The 21988-nt window shown below is 64.8% G+C and carries 17 protein-coding genes and 1 pseudogene; 2 read left to right on the plus strand and 16 right to left on the minus strand.

Going from position 1 to position 21988, the window contains the following annotated elements:
- Nucleotides 1-18: 18 nt before the first annotated feature.
- The 5 genes from QCE49_RS23160 to QCE49_RS23180 all read right to left on the minus strand — a co-directional run bounded on the left by QCE49_RS23160 (nucleotide 19) and on the right by QCE49_RS23180 (nucleotide 5641).
- Complete coding sequence (locus QCE49_RS23160) at nucleotides 19-2310, minus strand: DUF3141 domain-containing protein (RefSeq protein WP_250459880.1); 2292 nt, start codon at nucleotides 2308-2310, stop codon at nucleotides 19-21.
- Nucleotides 2311-2457: 147 nt separating this feature from the next.
- Nucleotides 2458-4152, minus strand: coding sequence for a SulP family inorganic anion transporter (locus tag QCE49_RS23165; protein ID WP_175981178.1), 1695 nt, complete (start codon nucleotides 4150-4152; stop codon nucleotides 2458-2460).
- A 25-nt stretch (nucleotides 4153-4177) separates the two neighbouring features.
- Nucleotides 4178-5011: a polyphosphate kinase 2 gene (gene ppk2, locus QCE49_RS23170; protein WP_008348496.1), complete on the minus strand. Its 834-nt coding sequence runs from the start codon at nucleotides 5009-5011 to the stop codon at nucleotides 4178-4180.
- 101 nt (nucleotides 5012-5112) lie between these two features.
- Nucleotides 5113-5370 carry an RNA-binding protein gene (locus QCE49_RS23175; RefSeq protein WP_008348497.1) on the minus strand — a complete coding sequence of 86 codons (258 nt, stop codon included), beginning with the start codon at nucleotides 5368-5370 and terminating at the stop codon, nucleotides 5113-5115.
- Nucleotides 5371-5428: 58 nt separating this feature from the next.
- Nucleotides 5429-5641 (minus strand): DUF2964 family protein, encoded by a 213-nt coding sequence (locus QCE49_RS23180; RefSeq protein WP_033536232.1) that lies wholly within the window; start codon nucleotides 5639-5641, stop codon nucleotides 5429-5431.
- A gap of 232 nt (nucleotides 5642-5873) precedes the next feature.
- On the opposite strand from QCE49_RS23180, the gene QCE49_RS23185 reads away from it, so the two are divergent.
- Nucleotides 5874-6800, plus strand: a complete 927-nt coding sequence (locus QCE49_RS23185) for a hypothetical protein (RefSeq protein WP_008348502.1) — start codon at nucleotides 5874-5876, stop codon at nucleotides 6798-6800.
- 10 nt (nucleotides 6801-6810) lie between these two features.
- Here QCE49_RS23185 and QCE49_RS23190 read toward each other — a convergent pair whose 3' ends face one another.
- The 8 genes and pseudogenes from QCE49_RS23190 to glgX form a co-directional block, all read right to left on the minus strand.
- Complete coding sequence (locus QCE49_RS23190) at nucleotides 6811-7323, minus strand: hypothetical protein (RefSeq protein WP_008348503.1); 513 nt, start codon at nucleotides 7321-7323, stop codon at nucleotides 6811-6813.
- A gap of 35 nt (nucleotides 7324-7358) precedes the next feature.
- Nucleotides 7359-7958, minus strand: a complete 600-nt coding sequence (locus tag QCE49_RS23195; RefSeq protein WP_250459878.1) for a hypothetical protein — start codon at nucleotides 7956-7958, stop codon at nucleotides 7359-7361.
- Nucleotides 7959-7996: 38 nt separating this feature from the next.
- The gene (locus QCE49_RS23200) at nucleotides 7997-8470 is read right to left on the minus strand and encodes a glycine zipper family protein (protein WP_033536292.1); all 474 of its coding nucleotides are present in this window, start codon (nucleotides 8468-8470) and stop codon (nucleotides 7997-7999) included.
- Between the two features lie 21 nt (nucleotides 8471-8491).
- Nucleotides 8492-8719 (minus strand): annotated as a pseudogene (locus QCE49_RS34595) (DUF2950 family protein); the annotation flags it as partial.
- A gap of 88 nt (nucleotides 8720-8807) precedes the next feature.
- Nucleotides 8808-9479 (minus strand): VIT1/CCC1 transporter family protein, encoded by a 672-nt coding sequence (locus tag QCE49_RS23205; RefSeq protein WP_175981181.1) that lies wholly within the window; start codon nucleotides 9477-9479, stop codon nucleotides 8808-8810.
- A gap of 10 nt (nucleotides 9480-9489) precedes the next feature.
- Nucleotides 9490-10485 carry a 2-hydroxyacid dehydrogenase gene (locus tag QCE49_RS23210; RefSeq protein ID WP_008348512.1) on the minus strand — a complete coding sequence of 332 codons (996 nt, stop codon included), beginning with the start codon at nucleotides 10483-10485 and terminating at the stop codon, nucleotides 9490-9492.
- A gap of 42 nt (nucleotides 10486-10527) precedes the next feature.
- Nucleotides 10528-12117 (minus strand): TrkA C-terminal domain-containing protein, encoded by a 1590-nt coding sequence (locus tag QCE49_RS23215; RefSeq protein WP_175981183.1) that lies wholly within the window; start codon nucleotides 12115-12117, stop codon nucleotides 10528-10530.
- Between the two features lie 89 nt (nucleotides 12118-12206).
- On the minus strand, nucleotides 12207-14306 hold the full coding sequence (glgX, locus tag QCE49_RS23220; protein ID WP_250457504.1) for a glycogen debranching protein GlgX: 2100 nt from the start codon (nucleotides 14304-14306) through the stop codon (nucleotides 12207-12209).
- A 196-nt stretch (nucleotides 14307-14502) separates the two neighbouring features.
- On the opposite strand from glgX, the gene QCE49_RS23225 reads away from it, so the two are divergent.
- Complete coding sequence (locus QCE49_RS23225; RefSeq protein ID WP_250457505.1) at nucleotides 14503-16239, plus strand: SulP family inorganic anion transporter; 1737 nt, start codon at nucleotides 14503-14505, stop codon at nucleotides 16237-16239.
- Here the strand turns inward: QCE49_RS23225 and QCE49_RS23230 are convergent.
- From QCE49_RS23230 to QCE49_RS23240, 3 genes are all read right to left on the minus strand, one after another.
- Nucleotides 16221-17897: a fatty acid--CoA ligase gene (locus QCE49_RS23230; RefSeq protein ID WP_250436811.1), complete on the minus strand. Its 1677-nt coding sequence runs from the start codon at nucleotides 17895-17897 to the stop codon at nucleotides 16221-16223. The genes QCE49_RS23225 and QCE49_RS23230 overlap by 19 nt on opposite strands.
- Nucleotides 17898-17913: 16 nt before the next feature.
- Complete coding sequence (locus tag QCE49_RS23235) at nucleotides 17914-19038, minus strand: porin (protein WP_175981191.1); 1125 nt, start codon at nucleotides 19036-19038, stop codon at nucleotides 17914-17916.
- A gap of 162 nt (nucleotides 19039-19200) precedes the next feature.
- Nucleotides 19201-21876, minus strand: a complete 2676-nt coding sequence (locus QCE49_RS23240; protein ID WP_250457506.1) for a LuxR C-terminal-related transcriptional regulator — start codon at nucleotides 21874-21876, stop codon at nucleotides 19201-19203.
- Nucleotides 21877-21988: the final 112 nt, after the last annotated feature.

The following is a 21988-nucleotide window of genomic DNA, read 5'->3' on the forward strand; positions in this document are numbered from 1 at the left end:
TGATGCAACGCCCGAACATCAGTGCGCGGGCGCGGAACGTCTTGGCGCGCGCGCAGCCTTGACCGGCAGCGCCGCGCGGATGCGCGCGAGCATGTCGTGCTGCGCGGCCGTCGGCTCGAAGCCCTGCATGCGGCTGTCGTCGTGCAGCTTGTCGAAGAGCGTGAGGAGCTTCTTGCGGTCGTCGCTGTCGTCGAGCAGACCGGGCAACGACGCGAGCGCCTGCTCGGGCTCGTAGCGCACGATGATTTCCTGTTCGCCGCGAATGCGCCGCCATTCGTCGCGCGGCATCTGCGGCAAATACTCCGCATAGTCGGCCGCGAGTTCCTGACGCAGCACCATGCGCGTGAGCGGCAACGGCTCGTCGTGACGCATGAGCAGGCACGCGACGCGCGCGACGGCTTCCGCGTATCCGCCGTGCGCAACCGACGCGAGCGCTTCCTGAACGAACGGCAGATCGCGCGGATCGGTCCGATTTTCTTGCGTCTCGCGTTCCTGCACGCGCTGTGCCGGCAGCAGGTTGCCGTACACGGAGAAGAACATCGCTTCGGTCGTGGCGTCGCGCATCGCACGATAGAAGTCGAGGCTCGCGCTGATCATGTCGGAGCCGCAATGCTCCGCACGGCGCAACGCGTCGCGTTCGGTGTCGGGCTTGCGCGTGGCCTTCACCGCTTCCGCCGCCGGGCCGAGCCATGCAAGCCACGGATTCAGATCGGAGAACATCCAGCGCTGCGCGCGCAACGGATGGAACGCGCGCAGCATCGTCGCGGTCGCGTCGTTGGCCATTGCCTGAACGAAGGGTTGCGCGAACAGTTCGTACGCACGCTGATTGAAATCCGATACCTGTTTCACCGCTTCGAACGGCAGTTCGTCGATACGCTCGAAACGGTTGAAGCGCGCGGTCACGTCTTCGAGACGTCGCTCGTGAAAGCTCACGTCGTATTCGGTCTTGCCGTCCGCGCTCTTGCGTTCGGCGATCTCCATGCCGTACAGCCCCGGCGGAAACGATTCGATCGCTTCCAGCACCGATGCGATCTGCGTGTATTCCTTCTTCGCGACCTTGCCGCTCACGAAGATGCCGAGATGCCCGATGCTCTTGTGCATCAGTCCGACGATCACTTGCCCGCGTGCCTTGATCTCGTCGGTGCTGCCGTAGATATCCGCGACCCAGTTGAAGGCCTGTTGCGGCGGCGTGATGTTGTCGCCCATCGAAGCGAAGAGAATGATCGGCGATTTGATCGCGCGCAGATCGAACGATGCGCCCGACGCGCCGCGCACTTCGCCCGACCACAGCTTGTTGCCGACGAAAAGATTGCGCGTGATCCATTCGATCTCTTCGCGGTTCATCAGGTAATAGCCGCCCCACCAGCGCTCGAAGTCGAGAAAGCGCGGCGGTTCGGTGTCGATCTTGTCGAACAGCGTGTAGTACTTGTCCCAGAAACTGTTCGCCGGATTCAGGTTCTCGAAGTTCTCGACGAGATACGCGCCGTCGAACTTGCCGTTGCCGAGATCGGCCGTCAGCGAAGCGAGCCATGTTCCGCCGAGCATGCCGCCCGAGTAGCGCATCGGGTTGTCGCCCTCGCCTTCGCTCCACGCGCCGCTCCAGTAGGACATCGGCGCGCCGTTGATGACGAGCGGACCGGTATCGTCGGGCTGCGAGCTCGCGAGCATCATCGCGGCCCAGCCGCCCTGGCAATTGCCGACGATAGCGGGCTTCGGGCTGTCCGGATGCATCTCGCGCACATGCTTCACGAACTGCTGCTCGGCCGCGCATACGTCGAGCAGCGTCTGGCCGGGCTGCGGGTCGCGAAAGAACGTGACGAAGTACACCGGATGACCCGCGCGCAACGCGACGCCGACTTGCGAATCGTCCTTGAATCCGCCGATGCCCGGACCATGCCCCGCACGCGGATCGATGATGAGATACGGCCGCTTCAGCGGATCGATGACTACGCCTTCGGGCGGCACGATACGCAACAGCGCATAGTTCACCGGCCGCGCGAACGTGCGTCCGTCGAGCAGCATTTCATGCGCGAAATGCAGCACCGGTTCGAGACCGCGCTTCGCCTGCTCGATGAAGTTGTTGCCGCGCTGACGCAGGGTGTCCCAGAAGAGCACCGTGCGCTGCATGACATCGACCGCATAGTCGAAGCCGTTGAAACGATCAGCCTCGCCGTTGCCGAGGACACGCACGCCTGCTTCGCGCGCGCGCTCGCTGAATTGATGCTGCGCAAGCTCCGCGCGCTTCTGATAAACGCGTGTGACCTTTTCCGCGATTTTCTGGCTGCGCGCCAGTTGATCTGCATACGTCATGACGTGATCTCCGCGAGGGAACGTGCAAGGGACAACGCAGGAAGCAGATGCATCGGCGGCCATGATGAACGCATGGTCCGATGACTTGGATACCATCATCAAAATATATGCGCAATGTGCGACAAGCAGGTGGCAAAAATTCGCGACTCAACGACGCGCGACTTCATCGCCATTGCGCGAAACAATCTCCTGATACTTCGCGACGACATGTTCGAGGTTATAGAACATGCGCGCTTCGCCGAGCCGCGCGCCGAGCGGCGAGCGCCGCACCGCCGCGAGCACGCCCGGATTCAGGCCCGCGAGCCAGAGCGTGGTGCCGTTCGCGGCGAGGCGCGCTTCGGCTTCGATCATCATCTTGAGCGCGGTGTATTCGACATCGAAGACGCGGCTCAGATCCAGCACGACGATCTTCGCGTCGGAATCGCGCACGAGCGGGCGGATCTTTTCGGCGACACGTTGCGCATTCGCGAAGAATATGCGCCCTTCGGGACGCAGCAGCAATAAGCCGGGAAACGCTTCGTCGTCCGGATGCCGCGACGAAGCGCGCCGGAACACGTTGGTTCCCGGTATCCGCTTCAATGCGTACACAGGCGGATTGGACACCTGATGCGCGAGCGCGAAGAGCGACACGACGATCGCCACCACGATGCCTTCCAGCGTTCCGAACAACACGACGCCCGCGCATGCCGTGAGCGCCCACACGAATTCGGTGCGGCGAATCTTCAGGATCGCGCGGAATTCGGCGGGGCTGAAAAGCCCGATCGAATAGAACACGACGACGGCCGCGAGCGTCGCGTGCGGCATCAGCGCCATGAGCGGCGCGAACAGCAGCATGACGGCGAGCGCGAGCGCCGCGGTCACGAGTCCCGCGAGTTGCGTGCGCGCGCCCGCCTGCCGGTTGACGGCCGTCTGGCTCGTTCCGCCGCCTGAGACCATCGCGCCGAAAAGCGCGCCGGCCGCGTTCGCGAGGCCGGTCGCGAGCAGTTCGCGGTTCGCGTCGGGCGCGGGTTCGTCGTTGCGTGCGAACGCCCGCGCCGCCGCGATGCTTTCGGTGAAGCTCATCAACGCGATGCCGAGCGCGTCCGGCCACAGCTTCAATGCAAGCGACAGATCCGGCCGTGTCCACGACGGCAATCCCGCCGGCACCGCGCCGACCGTTTCGACGCCGTGCGCGCGCAGACCGAACGCGGCCACCGCGACGATCGCCGCCGCGACGACGAACAACGGCGCGGGCGCGCGCGGTGCGAAGCGTTCGAGCGCGATGAGCGCGGCGAGCGTCGCCAACGCGAGCGCGAGCGTGCTCGCCGACAGATGCGGCAAGCCCGCGACGAACGCGCCGACGTTGTGAAAGAACGATCCCTTCGGATAGTGAATGCCGAAGAGCTTCGGCAACTGATCCACGACGATGACGATCGCCACGCCCGCCTTGAAACCGACGAGCACCGGCTCGGAAATGAAGTTCGCGACGAACCCGAGACGCAGGCACGCCCCCGCGACGAGCATGATGCCGACGAGCATCGTCAGCGTCGCGTTGGCGACGGCGAGCGCGTGCGGATCGCCATTCGCGACGGTCGCGCCGAGCGCGTTCGCCGCGAGAATCGCGAGCGTGGTCGTCGTGCTGACGGACAGCGCGCGCGACGTGCCGACGAACGCGTACACGATCATCGGCACGCAGGCCGTGTAGAGGCCGACCTGAACCGGCAGGCCCGCGATGGTCGCGTACGCGAGCGCCTTCGGTATGACGACCGCCCCCGCCGTCAGGCCCGCGACGATATCGGCGCGCGCCCACGGCTTCTCGTAACGAAACAGCCATTCGGGCGCGATGGACGCGCGATGCGGCATGACGATCCCGCGTTCCGAAGTCGCGCTAAAAACGCTCGGGCACGTAGCGCAGCGGCCGATCGCTTTCGCGATAACCCTCCGCCTTCTGGCGCTTCGGCAACTTCACCTTTTCGCGCGGCACGGCCTTGTACGGGATATTCGCGAGCAGATGGCTGATGAGATTCAGGCGCGCGCGGCGCTTGTCGTCGGAACGCACGACGTACCACGGCGCCTGTTCCGTGTCGGTGGCCTCGAACATGTCGTCGCGAGCGCGCGAGTAGTCGTACCAGCGGCTGTAGGAACGCAGGTCCATCGGCGAGAGCTTCCAGATCTTGCGCTCGTCGTGGATGCGTTCCTCGAGACGCCGCGTCTGCTCTTCCTGACCGACCTCGAGCCAGTACTTGAGCAGAATCACGCCCGAATCGATGATCGCGCGCTCCACGAGCGGCACGCCTTTCAGAAAGGTTTTCGCCTGGTCCTCGGTACAGAAGCCCATCACGCGTTCGACGCCCGCGCGGTTGTACCAGCTTCGGTCGAAAAGCGTGATCTCGCCCGCGGCGGGCAGATGCGGCAGATAGCGCTGCACGTACATCTGCGTCTTCTCGCGCTCGGTGGGCGCGGGCAGCGCAACCACGCGGAAGATGCGCGGGCTCACCCGCTCGGTGATCGCCTTGATCGTGCCGCCCTTGCCCGCGCCGTCGCGTCCCTCGAACACGACGCAGACTTTCGCGCCCGTGTAGACGGCCCATTCCTGCAACTTCACGAGTTCCACATGCAGGCGCGCAAGCTCTTTTTCGTACTGTTTCCTGTTCAGGCGCTCATGCACGCCCGCGCCTTCACGCACGCCTCTCGATTCGCCGACAGCCCTCTCTTCGTTCATTGCTGTCTCCCGATATTTTTGGATGCCATCCGCGCGGACGAATCGAGTCCGCCGTCGCGACGATGCGCGCGGCACATGGTCGCGGACCCGTCATGACGCCGTCAGGTTTCGTTGCGCTCGGGCACGACCTGCACCACGAGCGTGCGGTTCTTCCAGAACATGTTGTGGATGCGCGGCTGAAAGGTGCGCAGCACGTGCGGCTCGATCGAATCGAAGGTGACGACCGCGGCCGGATGCTCGCCGGTGCCCGTCACGCGCTGAATCGAATCGTAGGGTGGAAAGCCGTAGCGGCAGAGAAATTCCCTGATTTCGTCGTCGGTCGTGGACTCTTCCACGTTGCCTATCCAGAGATCGCCCATTGCAAGATTCTCCGTTGAGTTGTGCGACGTTTCTTCGACTAATACACCAACGGACGGCTCAGGTCGACCCATCTCGCTTGGCCGATTTGCGCTGCGCGAGCGGATTCAGCGCGACGACGAAAGTCACGATCCCGATGCCGAGCGCCCACATGCCGTAACGGAATTCGAGTTTCATGTCGTACAGAAGGCCGTGGATCGTGAAATACAGCCCGGCGAGCCAGATGAACACGCCAATCGAGGCAACCACCATGCGCGGCTCGTTCAGTCTCATCGATGTCTCCCGGAAGCGGTGCGCGAGATAGCTTCAGTTTAGGAAAACTTCCGTCGTCCTGTGAACACACTCGTGTGCAATGACCTTGGCGCGCCGCGATCGTTAGGCTACATTTCCCGCGTATGGCGGAGCAGCAAATGCAACGCATGACCAACTAAACCAATTAACGTTCTGACGCGCCCCGCAGATGCAAAAGCCAACCCCTTTCCCGACCAGGTTGCGAAATTTCGTGATGCTCTTCGTCCTCGCTGCCGCGCCCTGCGCCGCGCTGGCGCAGGGCGCGCCGGACCGCGCGGTCGTCGGCGCAAACGTCAAGCAGTATGCGAATTCCGTGCTCGCGATCATGTCGTACACCGCGGTGCCGGATGTCACGACAAGTTCACTGTCGATCAATAGCGGCACGACCGGCAATCCGGGCTTCGGTCAGACGCAACTCGGCGGCGGCTTTACCCTCAGCAATTCGTTTCCGCTCTACCTCGAAGGCACGCTCGCGTACAGCCGCTACGATCCGACCTTCATCGCGACCGACGGCGACCAGCAGCGCGCGGTGCCTGCGAAATGGAACACGTTCAGCACGACGGTTGGCGTCGGCTGGGACTTCCCGATCACGAGCGAGCTGAAATTTCGCCCGATCATCAACGGCATGATCGGCCGCGTCGCGAGCGATGCGCGCATCGCGCAGACGGTGTTCAATCACGTCGCCAACACCAATCTGCAGTTCCTCGAGGACGGCGCGCTCAATGCGTACGGCGTCGGCGGCTCGCTGATGCTCGATCTGGAGCATTATCGCGAGCACTACGAGGTCGATGTCGAACTGCGCGCAACCGATATTTATCTACGCAGCTTCGGCAGTTCCTCGGAAGCGGTGCAAGGCTCCGCGACCGCGCAGCAGTTCAGCCTGTGGGCGCGCTGGCGTGCGCCCACAGGCTTCGCCGCGCTCGACAGGCCGGTGCGCTACGTGCTCGAAACCGCGTACTCGCATTACTTCGGCGACAGCGCGGGCGTGCTCGGCTTCAACGATCTGACATCGCTCGGCGTCGGGCTCGAACTGGACAGCAGCAAATATCCTGTCGTCATCACGCGCACGCGCGCGATGGTGCGCTACGTGTTCGGCCACAACGTGCACGGCGTGTCGTTCGGTCTCGCCGTCAGCTTCTAGCGCGCGCCGTTCAAAGCACGTTGCGCTGGCTCGGATCGTATTTCGGATCGGGCTGCTTCTGCGTCTGCCGGAGCACGCCCTGAGCGTCGAAATAGAAATGGAACAGCATGTGGTCGATGTTGTTCTCCAGGTATCGATACGTCCACACCTCGCGATCCATCCGCTTGAAATAGGCCGTCTCGAACGGGCGTCCGAACGCGATCATCACGTCGTTGCGCGTCCACTTGTTGACCTCGGCGCGGTAGAACTCGTTTTCCTGAAGCACTTGCCGAACACTGACCGTATTGCCCGACGCATCGAGATCGACGGCCGTGGTCGTCGATCCCATCGGCTGCGTGGGCCACATCAGACGCTTGCCGCCGTTCGGCAGGTCGTAGGTTTCCTTCGGCGGCCCGAGCCTGGCGACGATCGCCTGCTGATCCATGCCGGGCTGCACGCGCTGTTCCGGCTGCGCGCAACCGGCGAGCGCGAGCGCGACGGCGCACGCGCCGTGCGTCAGCGCGAATGCAAAGCGTTTTTTCATGGGTCTCTCCCGCGTCCGCCACGGTTCGTGGCGCCTTATTTTGTCATGGCGGGTTCCACGGATATGGCGAACGCTTCCGTATAAACGGCCTTCACCTGATCGCCCTTCTTGACGCGCTTCAGGCGCTCGGGATCCTGAACGTGCAGATCGACCGTCTCGCCGCGCGGCCCGCGCAGCGTCACGGTTTTCGCATGACGATCGACGGCGATCACATCGGCGATGATCGTCACTTCGCGCCCGACCTCGCCGCCCGGCTTCGCGCCCGGCGCCGCGCGCTCGGCCGAGTCGCTCTCGGAACGCGACGGCTGCGTCTTCTTGTCGAGCAGGCTCAGCGTCAACGACTCGCGGTACTGCGCGGTGACGACATCGCCGACTGCGAGCTGATCGAAGTTGCGCGCTTCGTTCGTGACTTCCAGTTCCATTACCTTGCCGGCGTTCGTTTTCAGCGTGACGGTGCGCGTCGCCGGATTGATGCCGACGATCGTCGCCGTCACCTTCGCGACGCCCTGCACCGTCGCGCCGTCCGGGTTTCGCACGACGCTGACGTCGGCCTGAGGATCGGCGGTGGGATCGGCTGCAAAGGCGCTTGCGGATAGCGCAAGGCATGACAAGACAACGAGGCTGACGCGTTTCATGTTCGCGCTCCTTTTGTTCTATCGATACCGCGATGACGTTACTGGATCGTGTAACCGCGTCCCTGCATGCACGCCGACCACGCGCGATAGTACGTCTGCATCGCGCCCTGGCTCTGCGCCTGCGCGTTGGATTCCTGAGCCCGCTTGTTCTGCCGTGCGCGCATGCCGCCGGCCATCGTGCCCGTCGCCGCGCCGATGGCCGCGCCCTTGCCCGCATCGCCCGCGATCGCACCGATCACCGCGCCGCCCGCCGCGCCGCGCGCCGCGCCGCCGACGCGCTCGCCGCCGCCCACAGCCGGTCCGCCTTGCGGTGGCGGCGCCGCCGATGCCGTCGCCGGGTCGATGCCCGTGTTGCTCTTCGCCCAGCTGTAGCACGCGCCGTCGTCGCTTTGCTGCTTCTGCGCGCTCTGTCCCTTGGCCGGATAAGCGATCGGCTTGCTCTGCGCAATGGCGTCGAGCGCCATCACGGCGATCACGATGGCGCAGCCGGCACGCAATCTCGTTGCATTCATGGCGACTCCTTGCCTGATTTCCAGAGTTGGCGATTCAAGATTCTTTTGATACACGACGCCGTCGTTATTGACAATGAAAGTCATCGCGCCGCTTGCGCCGGATTGCACGCGATAGTCTGCAATACAGACCACTCCGGATTCAGGAAGCGAACGCGTGAAGAACCTCTGACCAGAACAGCAAATTTGTATTCTCGTGTTGCCGTTTGTAGCTTGATGCGCGCCGGACGCAGCGCCGCGAAAAACATGCATATTCGAAGATATGCGAACGTCCTGGCGAATTCAAGAATCGCCGCATAGGTGTTTGTTCGCTGATTTGTCGAACGACTCGGGCTTTTAATTACCCGCCTAAAGCGATGATCGCCATCGTCAGAAGCACGCCGAGCGCCATCATCGCGAGACCGGCTTTCCAGCCGCGCCAACCCGCATAACCGCCCAGCGCGAAGCCGCAGCAAAACAGCATCGCGAGCGTGAGCACGCGCGATATGAAGAGCGCGGTCGGAACGTGCTTGACGAGAACAAAAGGCGCGGCGACCGGAAAGGTCGACAGTACGATGATGATGAAGATGCCCAGCGCCGCGAGAAAATCGTCGCGCACGAAGCGCGCGCGTTCCGGCAGGCTGTCGCTCGCGGCGATGCGCTTGCGGATGGATTCGAGATCGTCGTCGGAGATGAACGGATCGAGCGTCGCGGATACTCTCTCGCGCAACATGCGCACGCCCGCCGCCGCGTCGCGCTCGCGCTGGATCGCAAGCGCGAGCGCGTGCCTGCGCGCGCGGTCCGCGATCGTGCGAACGAGATACATGACGGCATCGGCGAGACCCCACGCGAGATTGCAGCCGAGCGCCGTGTAGAGCATCTTGTGTCCCGCCGCCTCGCCGCCCGTCGCCGCCGATACCGTGCCGACAAACGTCAGCGCCATGAAGAGGCCGAAGCACAGCTCCGACACGCGATCGACGGTGTCGAGCACCGGCGCTCGCGTGCGTTTGCCCGGCGAAGTCTCGTCGTGCATGAGCGCGCGGCTATCCGACCTTCACCTCGTTTTCCAGGGGTTGATTGTTCTCGAAAGCCGTGATGCTCTGCAGCGTGGTTTCGCAGATCGTCGTCAACGCTTCGCGCGTCAGATAAGCCTGATGCCCCGTCACGATCACATTCGGAAACGACACGAGCCGCTGGAAAACGTCGTCGGTGATGATTTCGCTCGAGAGATCGCGGAAGAAGAGATCGGCTTCCTGTTCGTAGACGTCGATTGCGAGGCCGCCCAGTTGTCCCGTCTTCAGCGCTTCGATCACCGCTTCGGTGTCGATCAGTCCGCCGCGGCTCGTATTGACGAGCAACGCGCCGTGCTTCGAACGCTTGAGCGATTCCGCGTTGATGATGTGATGCGTCTCTGGCGTCAGCGGGCAAAAGAGCGCGACGATGTCCGCCTTCTCGCCGATCTCGCCGGACGTCGCGTAACGCAACCCGAGCGCCTCGAACTGTTTCGACGGATACGGATCGTAGCCGATCACGTTGCAGCCGAAGCCCTGCATGATCTTCGCGAACACGCAGCCGATCTTGCCCGTTCCCACGACCGCGACGGTTTTGCCGTACAGATCGAAACCGATGAGGCCGTCGAGCGAGAAGTTCGAATCGCGCGTGCGGTTGTATGCGCGATGCACTTTGCGATTGATCGCGAGCAAGAGCGCGACCGCGTGCTCCGCGACCGAGTTCGGCGAATAGTTGACGACGCGAACCACCTTGATGCCGAGCTTCGCGGCGGCCGCGAGATCGACGTTGTTGAAGCCGGTGCAGCGCAGCGCCACGAGACGCGTGCCGCCTTTGTGCAGCGCTTCGAGCACTTCGGCATTCGCCGTATCGTTGACGAAGATGCAGACCGCGCCGTAGCCCGCCGCGAGCTCGACGGTGTCCATGTCGAGCGACATGTCGTGGTACCGGAGCTTGTGGTTTTCCTTCTTGTTCGCCTGGTCGATGTACTGACGCTCGTAAGGGGTCGAACTATAGATCGCCACTTCCATGATGCACTCCTTGAAAATTGTATTGACGGGCCGGTCAAAAGCCTAACCCGCGGCCAGCGATATGGCGATCTGCACGAATAACACCTTGACGATGGTCATCGACGGAAAAATCATCGCGTACATGATGTCCGGCTGATCCGTCGGCGCGACGCGGTTCGCGAACGCGAGGATCGCCGGATTGCCGGTCGCGCCGCAGATCACGCCGATCGACGTGTCGAACGGCAGCCTGAAAATCCACAGGCAGCATATCGCCGTGACCGCCACGAGCACGAATACCGTGATGATGCTGAAGACGAGCAGAATCGGCCCGGCGGTGCCAACGGTGTCGACGAACTTCGGCCCGCACGAAATGCCCACTTGCGCGAGAAAAATCGTGAGGCCGAGATTGCGCAAGACGAGATTCGCGGACAGCGGCATCACCCAGACGAACGGCCCGTTGCGGCGCGCCTTGCCGAGACACAGCGCGACCAGGAGCAGCGCGGCGAGACCCAGACTGAACGCGCCGAGGCCGGGAATCGGCAGCGGAATCGCGCCGGCCAGCAAGCCCAGCGCCGCGCCGATGCCGAGGCAGATGAAGCTCAGGTCCGCCGTGCCCTTGATCGAATCGCCGAAGAACGTCCGCATGGTCGCCTGATGCGCGCGATTGACGAGCAGCCCGACGCGATCGCCCGCTTCGAGGATGAGATCGGGCGTCGAGAGCATGTCCGCGTCGCCGCGCCGCACGTGCGCAATGGCGCAGTTCACGCCATCGGGAAAGCGGATGTCGCCGAGCGCCATGCCGACGACCGCCGGATTCGACGCGAACACGCGCATGTAGTCGAGGTCCTCGCGATGGCTCGTCATGCGGCCCGGCTGCATTTCGCCGCAGAGCGCGGCGGCTTCTTCGAGCAGACGGCGATCGGTGCTCGTGGCGAGCAGCACGTCGTCGGCGCGCAGCGTGAGGTCGGCGGCGGGCAACTGATTGTGATGCGCGCGCCGCACCGCCGCGATCGCCACGCCCGAGGGCAGCCGGCTCGACAGCTCCGACAACCTGAGGCCGATGAGGCCCGCGTTTCGCAGCGCGATTTCGGCCGTTTCGAGTATCTTCGCGGGCGGCTTCTGAATCTTTACCTTCAGCGCAACGTTGAGCAGATAGATGAGCAGGATCGGCCCGGCGACGCCGAACGGATAGGAAATGCTGTACGCGACGGCCGCATCGTTGCTTTTCATCGATGCGATCGCGACCTGCAGGCTCGCCGTGCTGGTTCCGCTGCCGGCGAACATGCCGAGCGCATCGGCGAGCTTGATGCCGAAGTGGATGAAGCCGCACGCCACGAGGCCCGCGACGATCACGCCGACGCACGCGGCGATGTTCGCCTTCATGCCCTCGCGGCTCGTCAGTCCGCGAAAGAACTGCGCGCCGTACTGAATGCCGATGCCGTATAGAAACAGCAGCAGCCCCAGCGTGCCGAGCAACGGCGGCGGTGCGGACTTCGGCGCGAATGCGCCGATTGCGAGCCCGACGAACAGCACCGCGCCGGAGCCGAGGGCCACGCCTTTGATGTTGATTTCACCGATCAGATAGCCCAGCGCGATCGTCAGAAAAAGCGCGAACAACGACTGATTCTCGAGGAAGGTTCTGACTGCATCCATGCCGCCTCCTGTGGGTGGACAAAGCAACTCGGCAGTACACGAACATTAAAGGCGCTTTGCGTCGCACAGTCCAGCACCGCCGTGCGCATTCAACGGGACTGAAGCACGACGACGCTGCGCGCCTCGACGCGGCACGCACCGCGCTCGACGAGCGCCGTTTCGACATTCGGAACAATGTCGTTCGGCGATTCGGCAGATGTATCGACGACGCGCAGCCAGCTCGAATTGTCCACCGCCGGCAGCGCGGCCTCGCGCGCATCGTCGTTCATGTTGAGGACGATGTGCAGCATCGGCTCGCCCGGCGCGTGGCCCGCGAGCGTGAACGCCACGAAGCGCGCGCCGGGGTCGTGCCACGCGGGCGCATCGAGACGTTCGCCGTGCCATGCGACATCGGGATGCGTCTGTCCGTTCGCCGGACGTCCCGTCAGAAAGCGTCGGCGGCGCAGGCTCGCGTGACGCTTGCGCAGCGCGATCATCTCGCGCGTGAAACGCAACATGTCGCGCGCGTCGTCGGAAAGTTGCCAGTCCATCCACGAAAGCGCGTTGTCCTGACAGAACGCGTTGTTGTTGCCGCGCTGGCTGCGCAGGAGCTCGTCGCCGGCGAGAAGCATCGGCACACCTTGGCTCAGCAGCAGGATCGCGATGAAGTTGCGCGCCTGCCGAAGCCGCAGTTGGATGATCGCGGGATCGTCCGTCTCGCCTTCCGCGCCGCAATTCCACGACAGATTGTCGTTGCTGCCGTCTCGGTTGTCCTCGCCGTTCGCCTCGTTGTGCTTCGCGTCGTAGCTGACGAGATCGGCGAGCGTAAAGCCGTCATGGCACGTCACGAAGTTGATGCTGTTCGCGGGCAGCCGGCCATCGTCCTCGTAGAGGTCCGCGCTGCCCGCGATGCGCGTGCACACTTCGCCGACGATACCCGGCTCGCCGCGCACGAAGCGCCGGATCGCGTCGCGATAGCGCCCGTTCCACTCGGACCAGTCCATGCCGGGGAACGTGCCGACGTGATACAGACCGCCCGCATCCCAGGCTTCGGCGATCAACGGCACGCGCGCGAGGATCGGCGATGCTTCCATCGCCCAGGGTAACGGCGGCGTGCGCAGCAATTCGCCGTGCTCGCCGCGAGCAAAGACGCTCGCGAGATCGAAGCGGAAGCCGTCGACGCCGAGTTCGCGCACCCAGTATTCGAGGCAACGCATGATGAACGCCGACACCAGCGGATGATTGCAATTGACCGTATTGCCGCAGCCCGTGTAATCGAGGTATCGCCGCGAATCGTTCGGGTCGGACTGATAGAAGGCGTCGTTGGCGAAGACCTTGAAGTGGATCAGCGGGCCGTTGCTGCCCGCCTCCGACGTGTGATTGAACACGACATCGAGCAGCACGCGAATGTCAGCCGCGTGCAATGCGTCGACGAGTTCGCGGAATTCCTGCGGCGCCCGCGCGGGCTCGACGCAATAGCGCGGATGCGGGCTATAGAAGCCATATGTGCTGTAGCCCCAATAGTTGCGAAGTCCGCGCTCGGCGGCGAAGGCGGGAAGGTCCTGTTCGTCGAAGGCCATCACGGGAAGCAGTTCGACATGCGTGACGCCGAGCGCCTTCAGATAGGGAATCTTTTCGATGAGACCTGCGAACGTGCCCGGATGACGCACGCCGCTCGACGCATGCCGCGTGAAGCCGCCGACATGCAGTTCGTAGATGATCGCGTCGTCGAGCGTGCGGATGTCCACGTCGTCGACGGGCCGATTCAACGGCTCCGTCACGATGCCTCTGAGCGACGCGTGTTCGGCGGCGTGCACAGCGGCGGCCTGCGCGCGATCGTAGAAGCGGTCGCTCACGCCGCGCGCTTGCGGATCGAGCAGTTCCTTCCGGCTCGCGGCTTCGTCGCTCATCTGGGGCACGTCGAGCGGGCCGTATGCGCGCCACGTATAGCAGCAACGCAGCGGCAGATCTTCGACGAACACATGCCAGAAGAAATACGTGCGGTTCGTTTCGCTCGTGAGCGCGATGACCTGAAACGGTTCGACGCTCTCTTCCGATGCGTACAGCAATAGTTCGACGCGCGTCGCGCGGCGGCAGAACGCGCAGAAGTTGACGCCGCCCGGCATGACCGTCGCGCCGAGCGGGAAGCGCGAGCCGGTCCGCGTGCGATAGCCCGCGTGATCGTGCGCGACTGCAGGAACATCGCTCATGGTCGTCTCCCGCTTCGCTTCGTCACACTGAGCAAGGATATGTGAGGCGTCGCGGATTACAAGTGGACGGCTCGGGCGCGCGTCGCATCGGCGAGTGTTAAGCGTTTCAATATTTCTGTCGGATCGTTTCATCCGCTTGACCCCATTCGGATTCCGGCTACAACGGAATCAGTGCACACGTTGCGTGGAATCGGTCATGCCATCCGAACAAACGTTACAAGAAGGCTCGAGCGGCGGCGGCGTGCAAGGCTGGTCGCGTCATGTGCCGTTGATCGCGTTGCTGCGCGACTATCGCGTGGGGTGGCTGAAGAACGACATCATCGCCGGACTCGTGCTGACGACGATGCTCGTGCCCGTCGGCGTCGCATATGCGCAGGCGTCGGGCGTGCCGGGCGTGTGCGGCCTCTATGCGACGATCGTCCCGCTACTCGCTTACGCGATCTTCGGCCCGAGCCGCATTCTCGTGCTCGGCCCCGATTCCGCGCTCGCCGCGCCCGTGCTCGCGGTCGTCGTGCTGAGCGCATCCGGCGATCCGTCGCGCGCGATCGCCGTCGCGGGCATGATGGCGATCGTCTCCGGTTTGGTGTGCGTCGTTTTCGGCCTGCTCAAGCTCGGCTTCGTCACCGAGTTGCTCTCGAAGCCGATTCGCTACGGCTATATGAACGGCATCGCGCTGACCGTGCTGATCAGCCAGTTGCCGAAGCTCTTTGCGATATCCATCGAAGATCACGGGCCGTTGCGCGATCTCGCGACTCTCGCCAAAGGCATCGCCGCTGGCCAGTCGAACTGGTACAGCTTCGCCGTCGGCGCGGCGAGCCTCGCGCTCATTCTCCTGCTCAAGCGCTTCGACAAGGTGCCGGGCATTCTCATCGCCGTCGTGCTCGCGACGCTATGCGTGAGCGTGTTCCATCTCGACCAGCGCGGCGTGAAAGTGCTCGGGACCATCCCGCAAGGACTGCCCGCGTTCTCGCTGCCGTGGCTGAGCGATGCCGATTTCGTGCGCATCGTGCTCGGCGGCTGCGCGGTCGCGCTCATCGCTTTCGCCGATACCAGCGTGCTGTCGCGCACCTTCGCGGCGCGCGCCAATACGCGCGTCGATCCGAATCAGGAGATGATCGCGCTCGGCGTCGCCAATCTCGCGACCGGTCTGTTTCAGGGCTTCCCGGTCAGCAGCAGTTCGTCGCGCACGCCTGTCGCGGAAGCGGCGGGCGCGCGCACGCAGGTGACGGGCATCGTCGGCGCGGTGGCGGTGGCGGCCGTGCTGCTCGCCGGGCCGAATCTGCTGCGTCATCTGCCGAGCAGCGCGCTCGCGGCCGTCGTGATTGCCGCGGCCATCGGACTATTCGAGTTCAGGGATCTGAAGCGCATCTATCGCATTCAGCAATGGGAGTTCTGGCTGTCGATCTGCTGCTTCGCCGGCGTGGCGGTGTTCGGTGCGATTCCCGGCATCTGCATCGCCGTGGTGATCGCGGTCATCGAATTTCTATGGGATGGATGGCGGCCGCATTACGCCGTGCTCGGGCGCGTGGAAGGACTGCGCGGTTATCACGACACGATGCGATACCCGCAAGCGGAACAGGTTCCGGGCCTGCTGCTGTTCCGCTGGGACGCGCCGCTTTTCTTCGCGAACGCCGAGCTGTTCCAGCAGCGCGTGCTCGAAGCGGTGAAGCAGGCGCCGACGCAAGTCAAACGCGTCGTCGTGACGGCCGAGCCGGTCACGAGCGTCGATGTCACGTCCGCCGACATGCTGCGCGAACTGCATCGCGCGTTGCAGGAACGCGGCATCGCGCTGCATTTCGCCGAGATGAAAGACCCGGTTCGCGACAAGCTCAGGCGCTTCGAACTGACGCCGATCTTTCCCGATGCGTGCTTTCATCCGACGATAGGCAGCGCCGTCGACGCCTGGCTCGCCTGTCAGACGCCCGCCGCCTGAATGTCGGCGAAGCGCGCCCGGAGCGTCTTCTTGTCGATCTTGCCGACGCTCGTCTTGCTGATCGCGTCGATGAAGCGCACGTCGCGCGGCACCGCATAGCGCGAGATGCGTCCGGTTTCGGCGATGCCGCGCAGATATCGCGTGATCATTTCCTCCGTGATCGGCGCCGCGCAATCCGGCTTCTGCACGACGAGCGCGAGCGGGCGTTCGCCCCACTTCGCATCGGGCACGCCGATCACCGCGACTTCGGCCACGCCCGGCAACTGCGAGATCAGGCTTTCGACTTCGAGCGACGACACCCATTCCCCGCCCGACTTGATGACGTCCTTCGCGCGATCGGTGATGCGCAGATAGCCGTCGGCATCGACGTTGCCGATGTCCTGCGTATGCAGCGCGCCGCCTTCCCACAACGTCGCGGATGCCTCGCGATTCTTCAGATAGCCTTGCGTGAGCCACGGCGCGCGCGCGACGATCTCGCCGCACGTGCGGCCATCGCGCGGCGCTTCGCGCAGTTCGTCGTCGACGATGCGCAAGTCGACGAGCGGAATCGCGCGGCCCGTCGTGCAACGCAGGCGCACTTGCTCGTCGGCGTCGAGCGTGTCCGCGTGCGGGGGCAATTGCGCGAGACTCAGCAGCGGACCGCTCTCCGACATGCCGTATCCCGAGAACACGTCGATGCCGCGTCCGAGCGCCGCGCGCGCGAGTCCTTCGGTCAGCGCGCCGCCGCCGATCACGACCTTCCATCGGCGCAAATCGACGGCTTCGGCATCCGGGCATGTCAGAAGCATATGCAGGATCGTGCCGACGCAATGCGAGAACGTCACGCCTTCTTCCTCGATCAGACGCATGATGTTCTGCGGCACATAGCGGCCGGGGTACACCTGTTTCACGCCGAGCATCGTCGCGATGTAGGGCATGCCCCACGCGTGCACATGGAACATCGGCGTGAGCGGCATGTAGACATCGCCGCGATGAAAGCGCTGGCCGCTCGCCGGGCTCGCGAGCGCGGCCATTCCGGCAATCGTATGCAGCACGAGCTGGCGATGCGAAAAGTACACGCCCTTGGGCTTGCCGGTCGTGCCGGTCGTGTAGAACGTCGTGGCGCGCGTGTTCTCGTCGAAATCGGGAAACTCGCGCACGGGATCGGCGGCGGCGAGCATCGCTTCGTATTCGCGCGCGAACCCGATGCCGTGCTCCGGAACCGCGACGCCTTGCTCATCGATCCAGATGAAAGTACGCACGGTTTCGAGGCGCGTTCTGATCGCGTCGATCACCGGCAGGAAATCGGTATGCACGATCAGCATGTCCGCGCCCGCATGATTGAGCGTGTACAGAATCTCGTCCTGCGAAAGCCGCACGTTCACCGATTGCAGGACCGCGCCCATCATCGGCACGGCGAAATAGCATTCGAGATAGCGATGGCTGTCCCAGTCCATCATCGCGACGGTGCTGCCATGCTTCGCGCCGAGCGCGTCGAGGGCATTCGCGAGGCGCGCGACGCGCTCCGTCATCGTGCGATACGACTGCCGCACCGCGCCGCGATAGACGATCTCCTGATCCGGCGAATTCGCGAGCGGCGTGTGCAGCAACTGCTTGATGAGCAACGGGTACGAATACGCGTCGGGCGCGGCGTGCGGGTCGAAATACGTGTCTTGCATCCTTGTCTCCAAATATTCAGAAGTTGTGGCGCAGGCCGAGCATGGCCGCGGTCGTCGACTTGCCCGGCGCGGTCGGCTGGCCGTAGGCGATCATCTGGTTCATCGTGCCGTTGTTGTCGACGTGGCCGACTTCGGCATACGCGAGCGTGCGCTTCGACAGGTTGTATTCCGCGCCGATCGCGAATTCCAGCGAGTGATTCGACGACTGGTTCTTGTCCTTGATGTAGTAGACGCCGGTCGTCACGTTGAGATTGGGCGCGAAGCGATAGCCAAGACCGCCCGAGTACATGTCGAAGTTCGCGCGATCCGAATCGGCGGGGTTCTTGCCGTTCGCGTAGGACATCGAGATCGAGAAGCCGTGCGTCGTGTACAGGCCGCCGAAATACATCATGCGATTGTTGTTGAGTCCGGTGGGCACGGAGCCGGGCGCGGGATTCGCGTCGTGGCCGTTGTAGTAGACAGCCGTCAGCGTCAAGCCGAAGTTCGAGTACTTCAGCACCGCCGATTCGCGCGTGCCGCCCTGAAACTGTCCCGCCACGCCGCCGGGCGCATATTCGAGCGATGCCGACAAACCCGCATACGTCGGCGACTGATACACGAGCGCGTTGCTGTCGTAGAGCGCGCCGATCGAGCCGTTGGTGCTCGTGCCGGGCCAGCCGGCCGCCGTGTTCATGCCGAGCCATGCGGTCAGCACGCTGCCGAAATACTGCGCGCGGCGCACGTCGGTGTCGTACATCGCCCAGATCATCGGCACGATCTGGCGGCCCGCGTTGAAGGTGCCGAACGGGCCGGACACGCCGATCGTCGCGTATTGATTGAACATCGCGGTGGCGCCGGGCGTATCGGAGAGGCCGGTCTTGCCGGTGCCCGAATCGAACGAGCCTTGCAGCTTCACGTTGATGAAGTAGCCGCCGCCGAGATCTTCGCTGGCCTTCAGGCCCCAGACGCTCGAATAGATGCCGCCGTCCTTGAAGCGATACACCTTCCCCGTGTCCCGCGCGTTGCGCGCGAAGCTCGCCGCCGACGTGCTCTGATACATGAGGCCGGCGTCGAGCACGCCATAGAGCGTCACGGTGGATTGCGCATGCGCGCCGCCGGCGGCCAGCACGAGCCCTGCGGCAGTGGCGAATCTGAGCTTCATCGAGTCTCCTGATCTTGTTCTGGATGCGCCGCGCACCGATAGGGTCGCGGCGTCAGGAGGCAAGAATACGCATCGGCCAAGTGCCGAACCCCTCTCACGGAGAGAGGGGTAGGGATTGCGAGAGAGGCGGGAAAACCCTGCTGAAAACGCTTGAAAAAGGCGCTATTGCACGCCTTCGAGCAGGCCGAGCGCGATGGCGCGGCGCACCGCGTGCTTGCGCGAACTGGCGTCGAGCTTGCCGAAGAGATTCTTCAGATGCCACTTGACGGTGCCCTCGCCGACCGCCGCCGCGAGCGCGATTTCCTTGTTGCTCAAGGTGCGCGCGAGCAGTTCGAGAATCTCGCGCTCCTTCGGCGTGAGGATCACGCTCGGCAACGCGCGCGGCCCGCCTTCGCCCGAACGCGGCGGCACGCGCACGACACGCGGCGGCACGACCGGCCGCTCGCCGGCATCCACGCCGCCCGCTTCGCTCACGCGCCGCGCCCAGTCGGCGAGACCGGGATGCGCGTCGATCAACACGCGCCCGAGGTGATACGTGCGCGCGAGGTTCAGCGCTTCGAGAAACGGCGCGTGGCCGTCGCCCGTCGCGCGTTCCTGGGCGAACGCGCGCAACGCCATCAGCTCGATGCGCTCGCGTCCGCGCTTCATCGTCGCGGCGATCTGTTCCGCGCGCGCGAGCGGTTCGACCGCAGCCGGCCAGTCCTGACGCGCGAGCGCCGCGCCGCCGTGCGCCATCGTCTGCAGCATCTGCACGGAGCGGCTCCAGATCGGCCCGCGCGTGGCGATGTGTTCATCGACGATCGCGTCGATACGCTCGACGAGCGCATCGCAGGTCTGCGCGCGATAGCGTCCCGCATGCGCGCTCACCTGCTCCGCGAGGCTCGTCACGCAAAGACGCGGCAGATTGCGCGCGACGCCCATCGCGTAAAGCATTTCGAGCAGATCGAGCGCGCGATGCTCGTCGCCGCGCAACGCCGCGATGCGCGCCGCCGTGCGATACGCGAGCACGACGGTCTCCGGCAACGCCGCGCGTTCGAGCACGTCGAGACGGTTGGCGAGCAGCGCGGCGGCCTCGTCGATGCGATCGTCCTCATACGCGATCGACGCGCACGTCGCCGCGAACATGCACGTCAGCGGATGACGCCGCCCGAGGTCTTCTTCGGCGCTCGCGAGCGCGGGCAGCAGGACGCTTTCGGCGAGCTTCACCTGTCCTTCCTGAAGCCACGTCAGGCCGACCATGTGATCGCCCCAGCGCACGACATAGCCGAGCCCCTTGCCGATCTGCGCGCGCGTCACCGCCTGTTGCAGACGCCGCGCCTGCGCCGGCTCGCCGAGCAGCATCGCGCGGGCGGCGAGGCGGTTCGCATGCGACTGCGCGAGCCACGAGTCCTTGGGCGGCGGCGTCTGCGCCCACGGCTCGAAAAGCGTCAGGAAGCGGTCGGGATCGTCGGCGTACCACGCGGCCGCGCTCAGGATCAACGCGCATTCGTAACGCAAGGCGTCGTCCGCACCCGGCGATGCAAGCACGCGCTCGACCTGACGCTGCGCCTCGTGATGACGTTCGCCCAGCGCGAGCGCCCACGCGACCGCCAGACACAGGCGCGGACGCTTTTCCAGTTCCGCTTCCGGCAGACGTTCCAGCCACTCGAGCACGGTGCCGAGCTGGCCTTGCTTCACGGCGTCGTGCAGCGACTGCTCCGCGAGTTCGTACGCATGTTCGCGCTCGCCCGCCGCGTGCGCGTGGCGCGCCGCCTGTTCGAGCATGCCGCGCGCGCCGAGCCAGCGCGCCGCGCGCCGATGCAGCTCCGCGCGCGCATCGTCCGCGAGCGCGGCAAAGCGCGTCTGCAGCACGTCGCGCACGAGCGGATGCAGGCGGCACCAGTCGCTCTCCTCCGCCGTCACGAAGACGGGCGTATCGCGCGTGAGACGTGCAAGGCGTTGCGGCGCGTCGGCGTCGCCGGTCAGGGCTTCGCACAAGTCGGGATGCAGCACGTCCACGACGCTGATGTCGACGAGCAGGCGTTCATCGGCGGATGACAGCTCGCTCAACAGCGCCGCGACGAGCGGTTCGCGCAAGCCGCGCGGGCCCGCCGCGAGATTGTCGAGCGCCGTGCGCGGGTCCTGCGCGCGCGCCATCGCGGTGAGCGCGAGTTGCAGGCCGAGCGGCCAGCCGCCGGTGATTTCGAAGAGGCGCGCGGCGGCATCGGCGTCGACGCGCGCGCCGAAACGCTGCGTGACGAGCGCGATGGTTTCATCGACGCGAAAACGCAGCGCGTCCGGCGCGACGAGTTCGGCCTGTCCGTAGGCGAGCAGTTCCGCCGCGGGCTTGTCGAGCCCCTGCCGCCCCGCCGCGACGATGCGCAGATTCTGCGGCGCGTTGTGCATCACGTAATCGAGCAGTTGCGCGCCGGGTTCCGGCAGACGATCGGCTTCGTCGACGATCAGCACGACATCGAGCGAAAGCTGCGCAAGCTCGGCCAGCCACGCGGTGGCGAGATCGAACGCGCCGGCGGGCACGCCCGGATTTTCCGCGATGAGACGCCCGAACGAGGGCCGCGCGCAGCATGTCCGGATCGCGTGGACGAGCGCGCGCAGGAAGCGCTCCGCGTCGTCGCGATCGTCGGCGAGCAGCCACGCGACCGCCGCGCCGTGCGCCAGAAACTCGCGCCGCCATTGCGCGAGCAGCGACGTCTTGCCGTAACCCGCGCCGGCCTGCACGAGCACGATCTGGCTGCGTGCGGTGTCGGCGTTCAAACGGGCGCGCGCGAGCAGCCCGGACGGCGCGCGCGGCGCCATCGTCTTCAGAACGAGCTCGGTGGATGGGGAGTCGGTGGGCATCGGTAATTTTTTGTCTTCCATCTAGGATGGTTCGGATCGCGCGCGTGCGTCAAGCCCCTCCCGCCGCGAGAGGGGCGCTCGCCCGCCGCCCGCACTACGATTCGATCAAACG

This window comes from Caballeronia sp. LZ008, assembly GCF_031451435.1.
GTDB classification, from domain to species: Bacteria; Pseudomonadota; Gammaproteobacteria; order Burkholderiales; family Burkholderiaceae; genus Caballeronia; species Caballeronia zhejiangensis.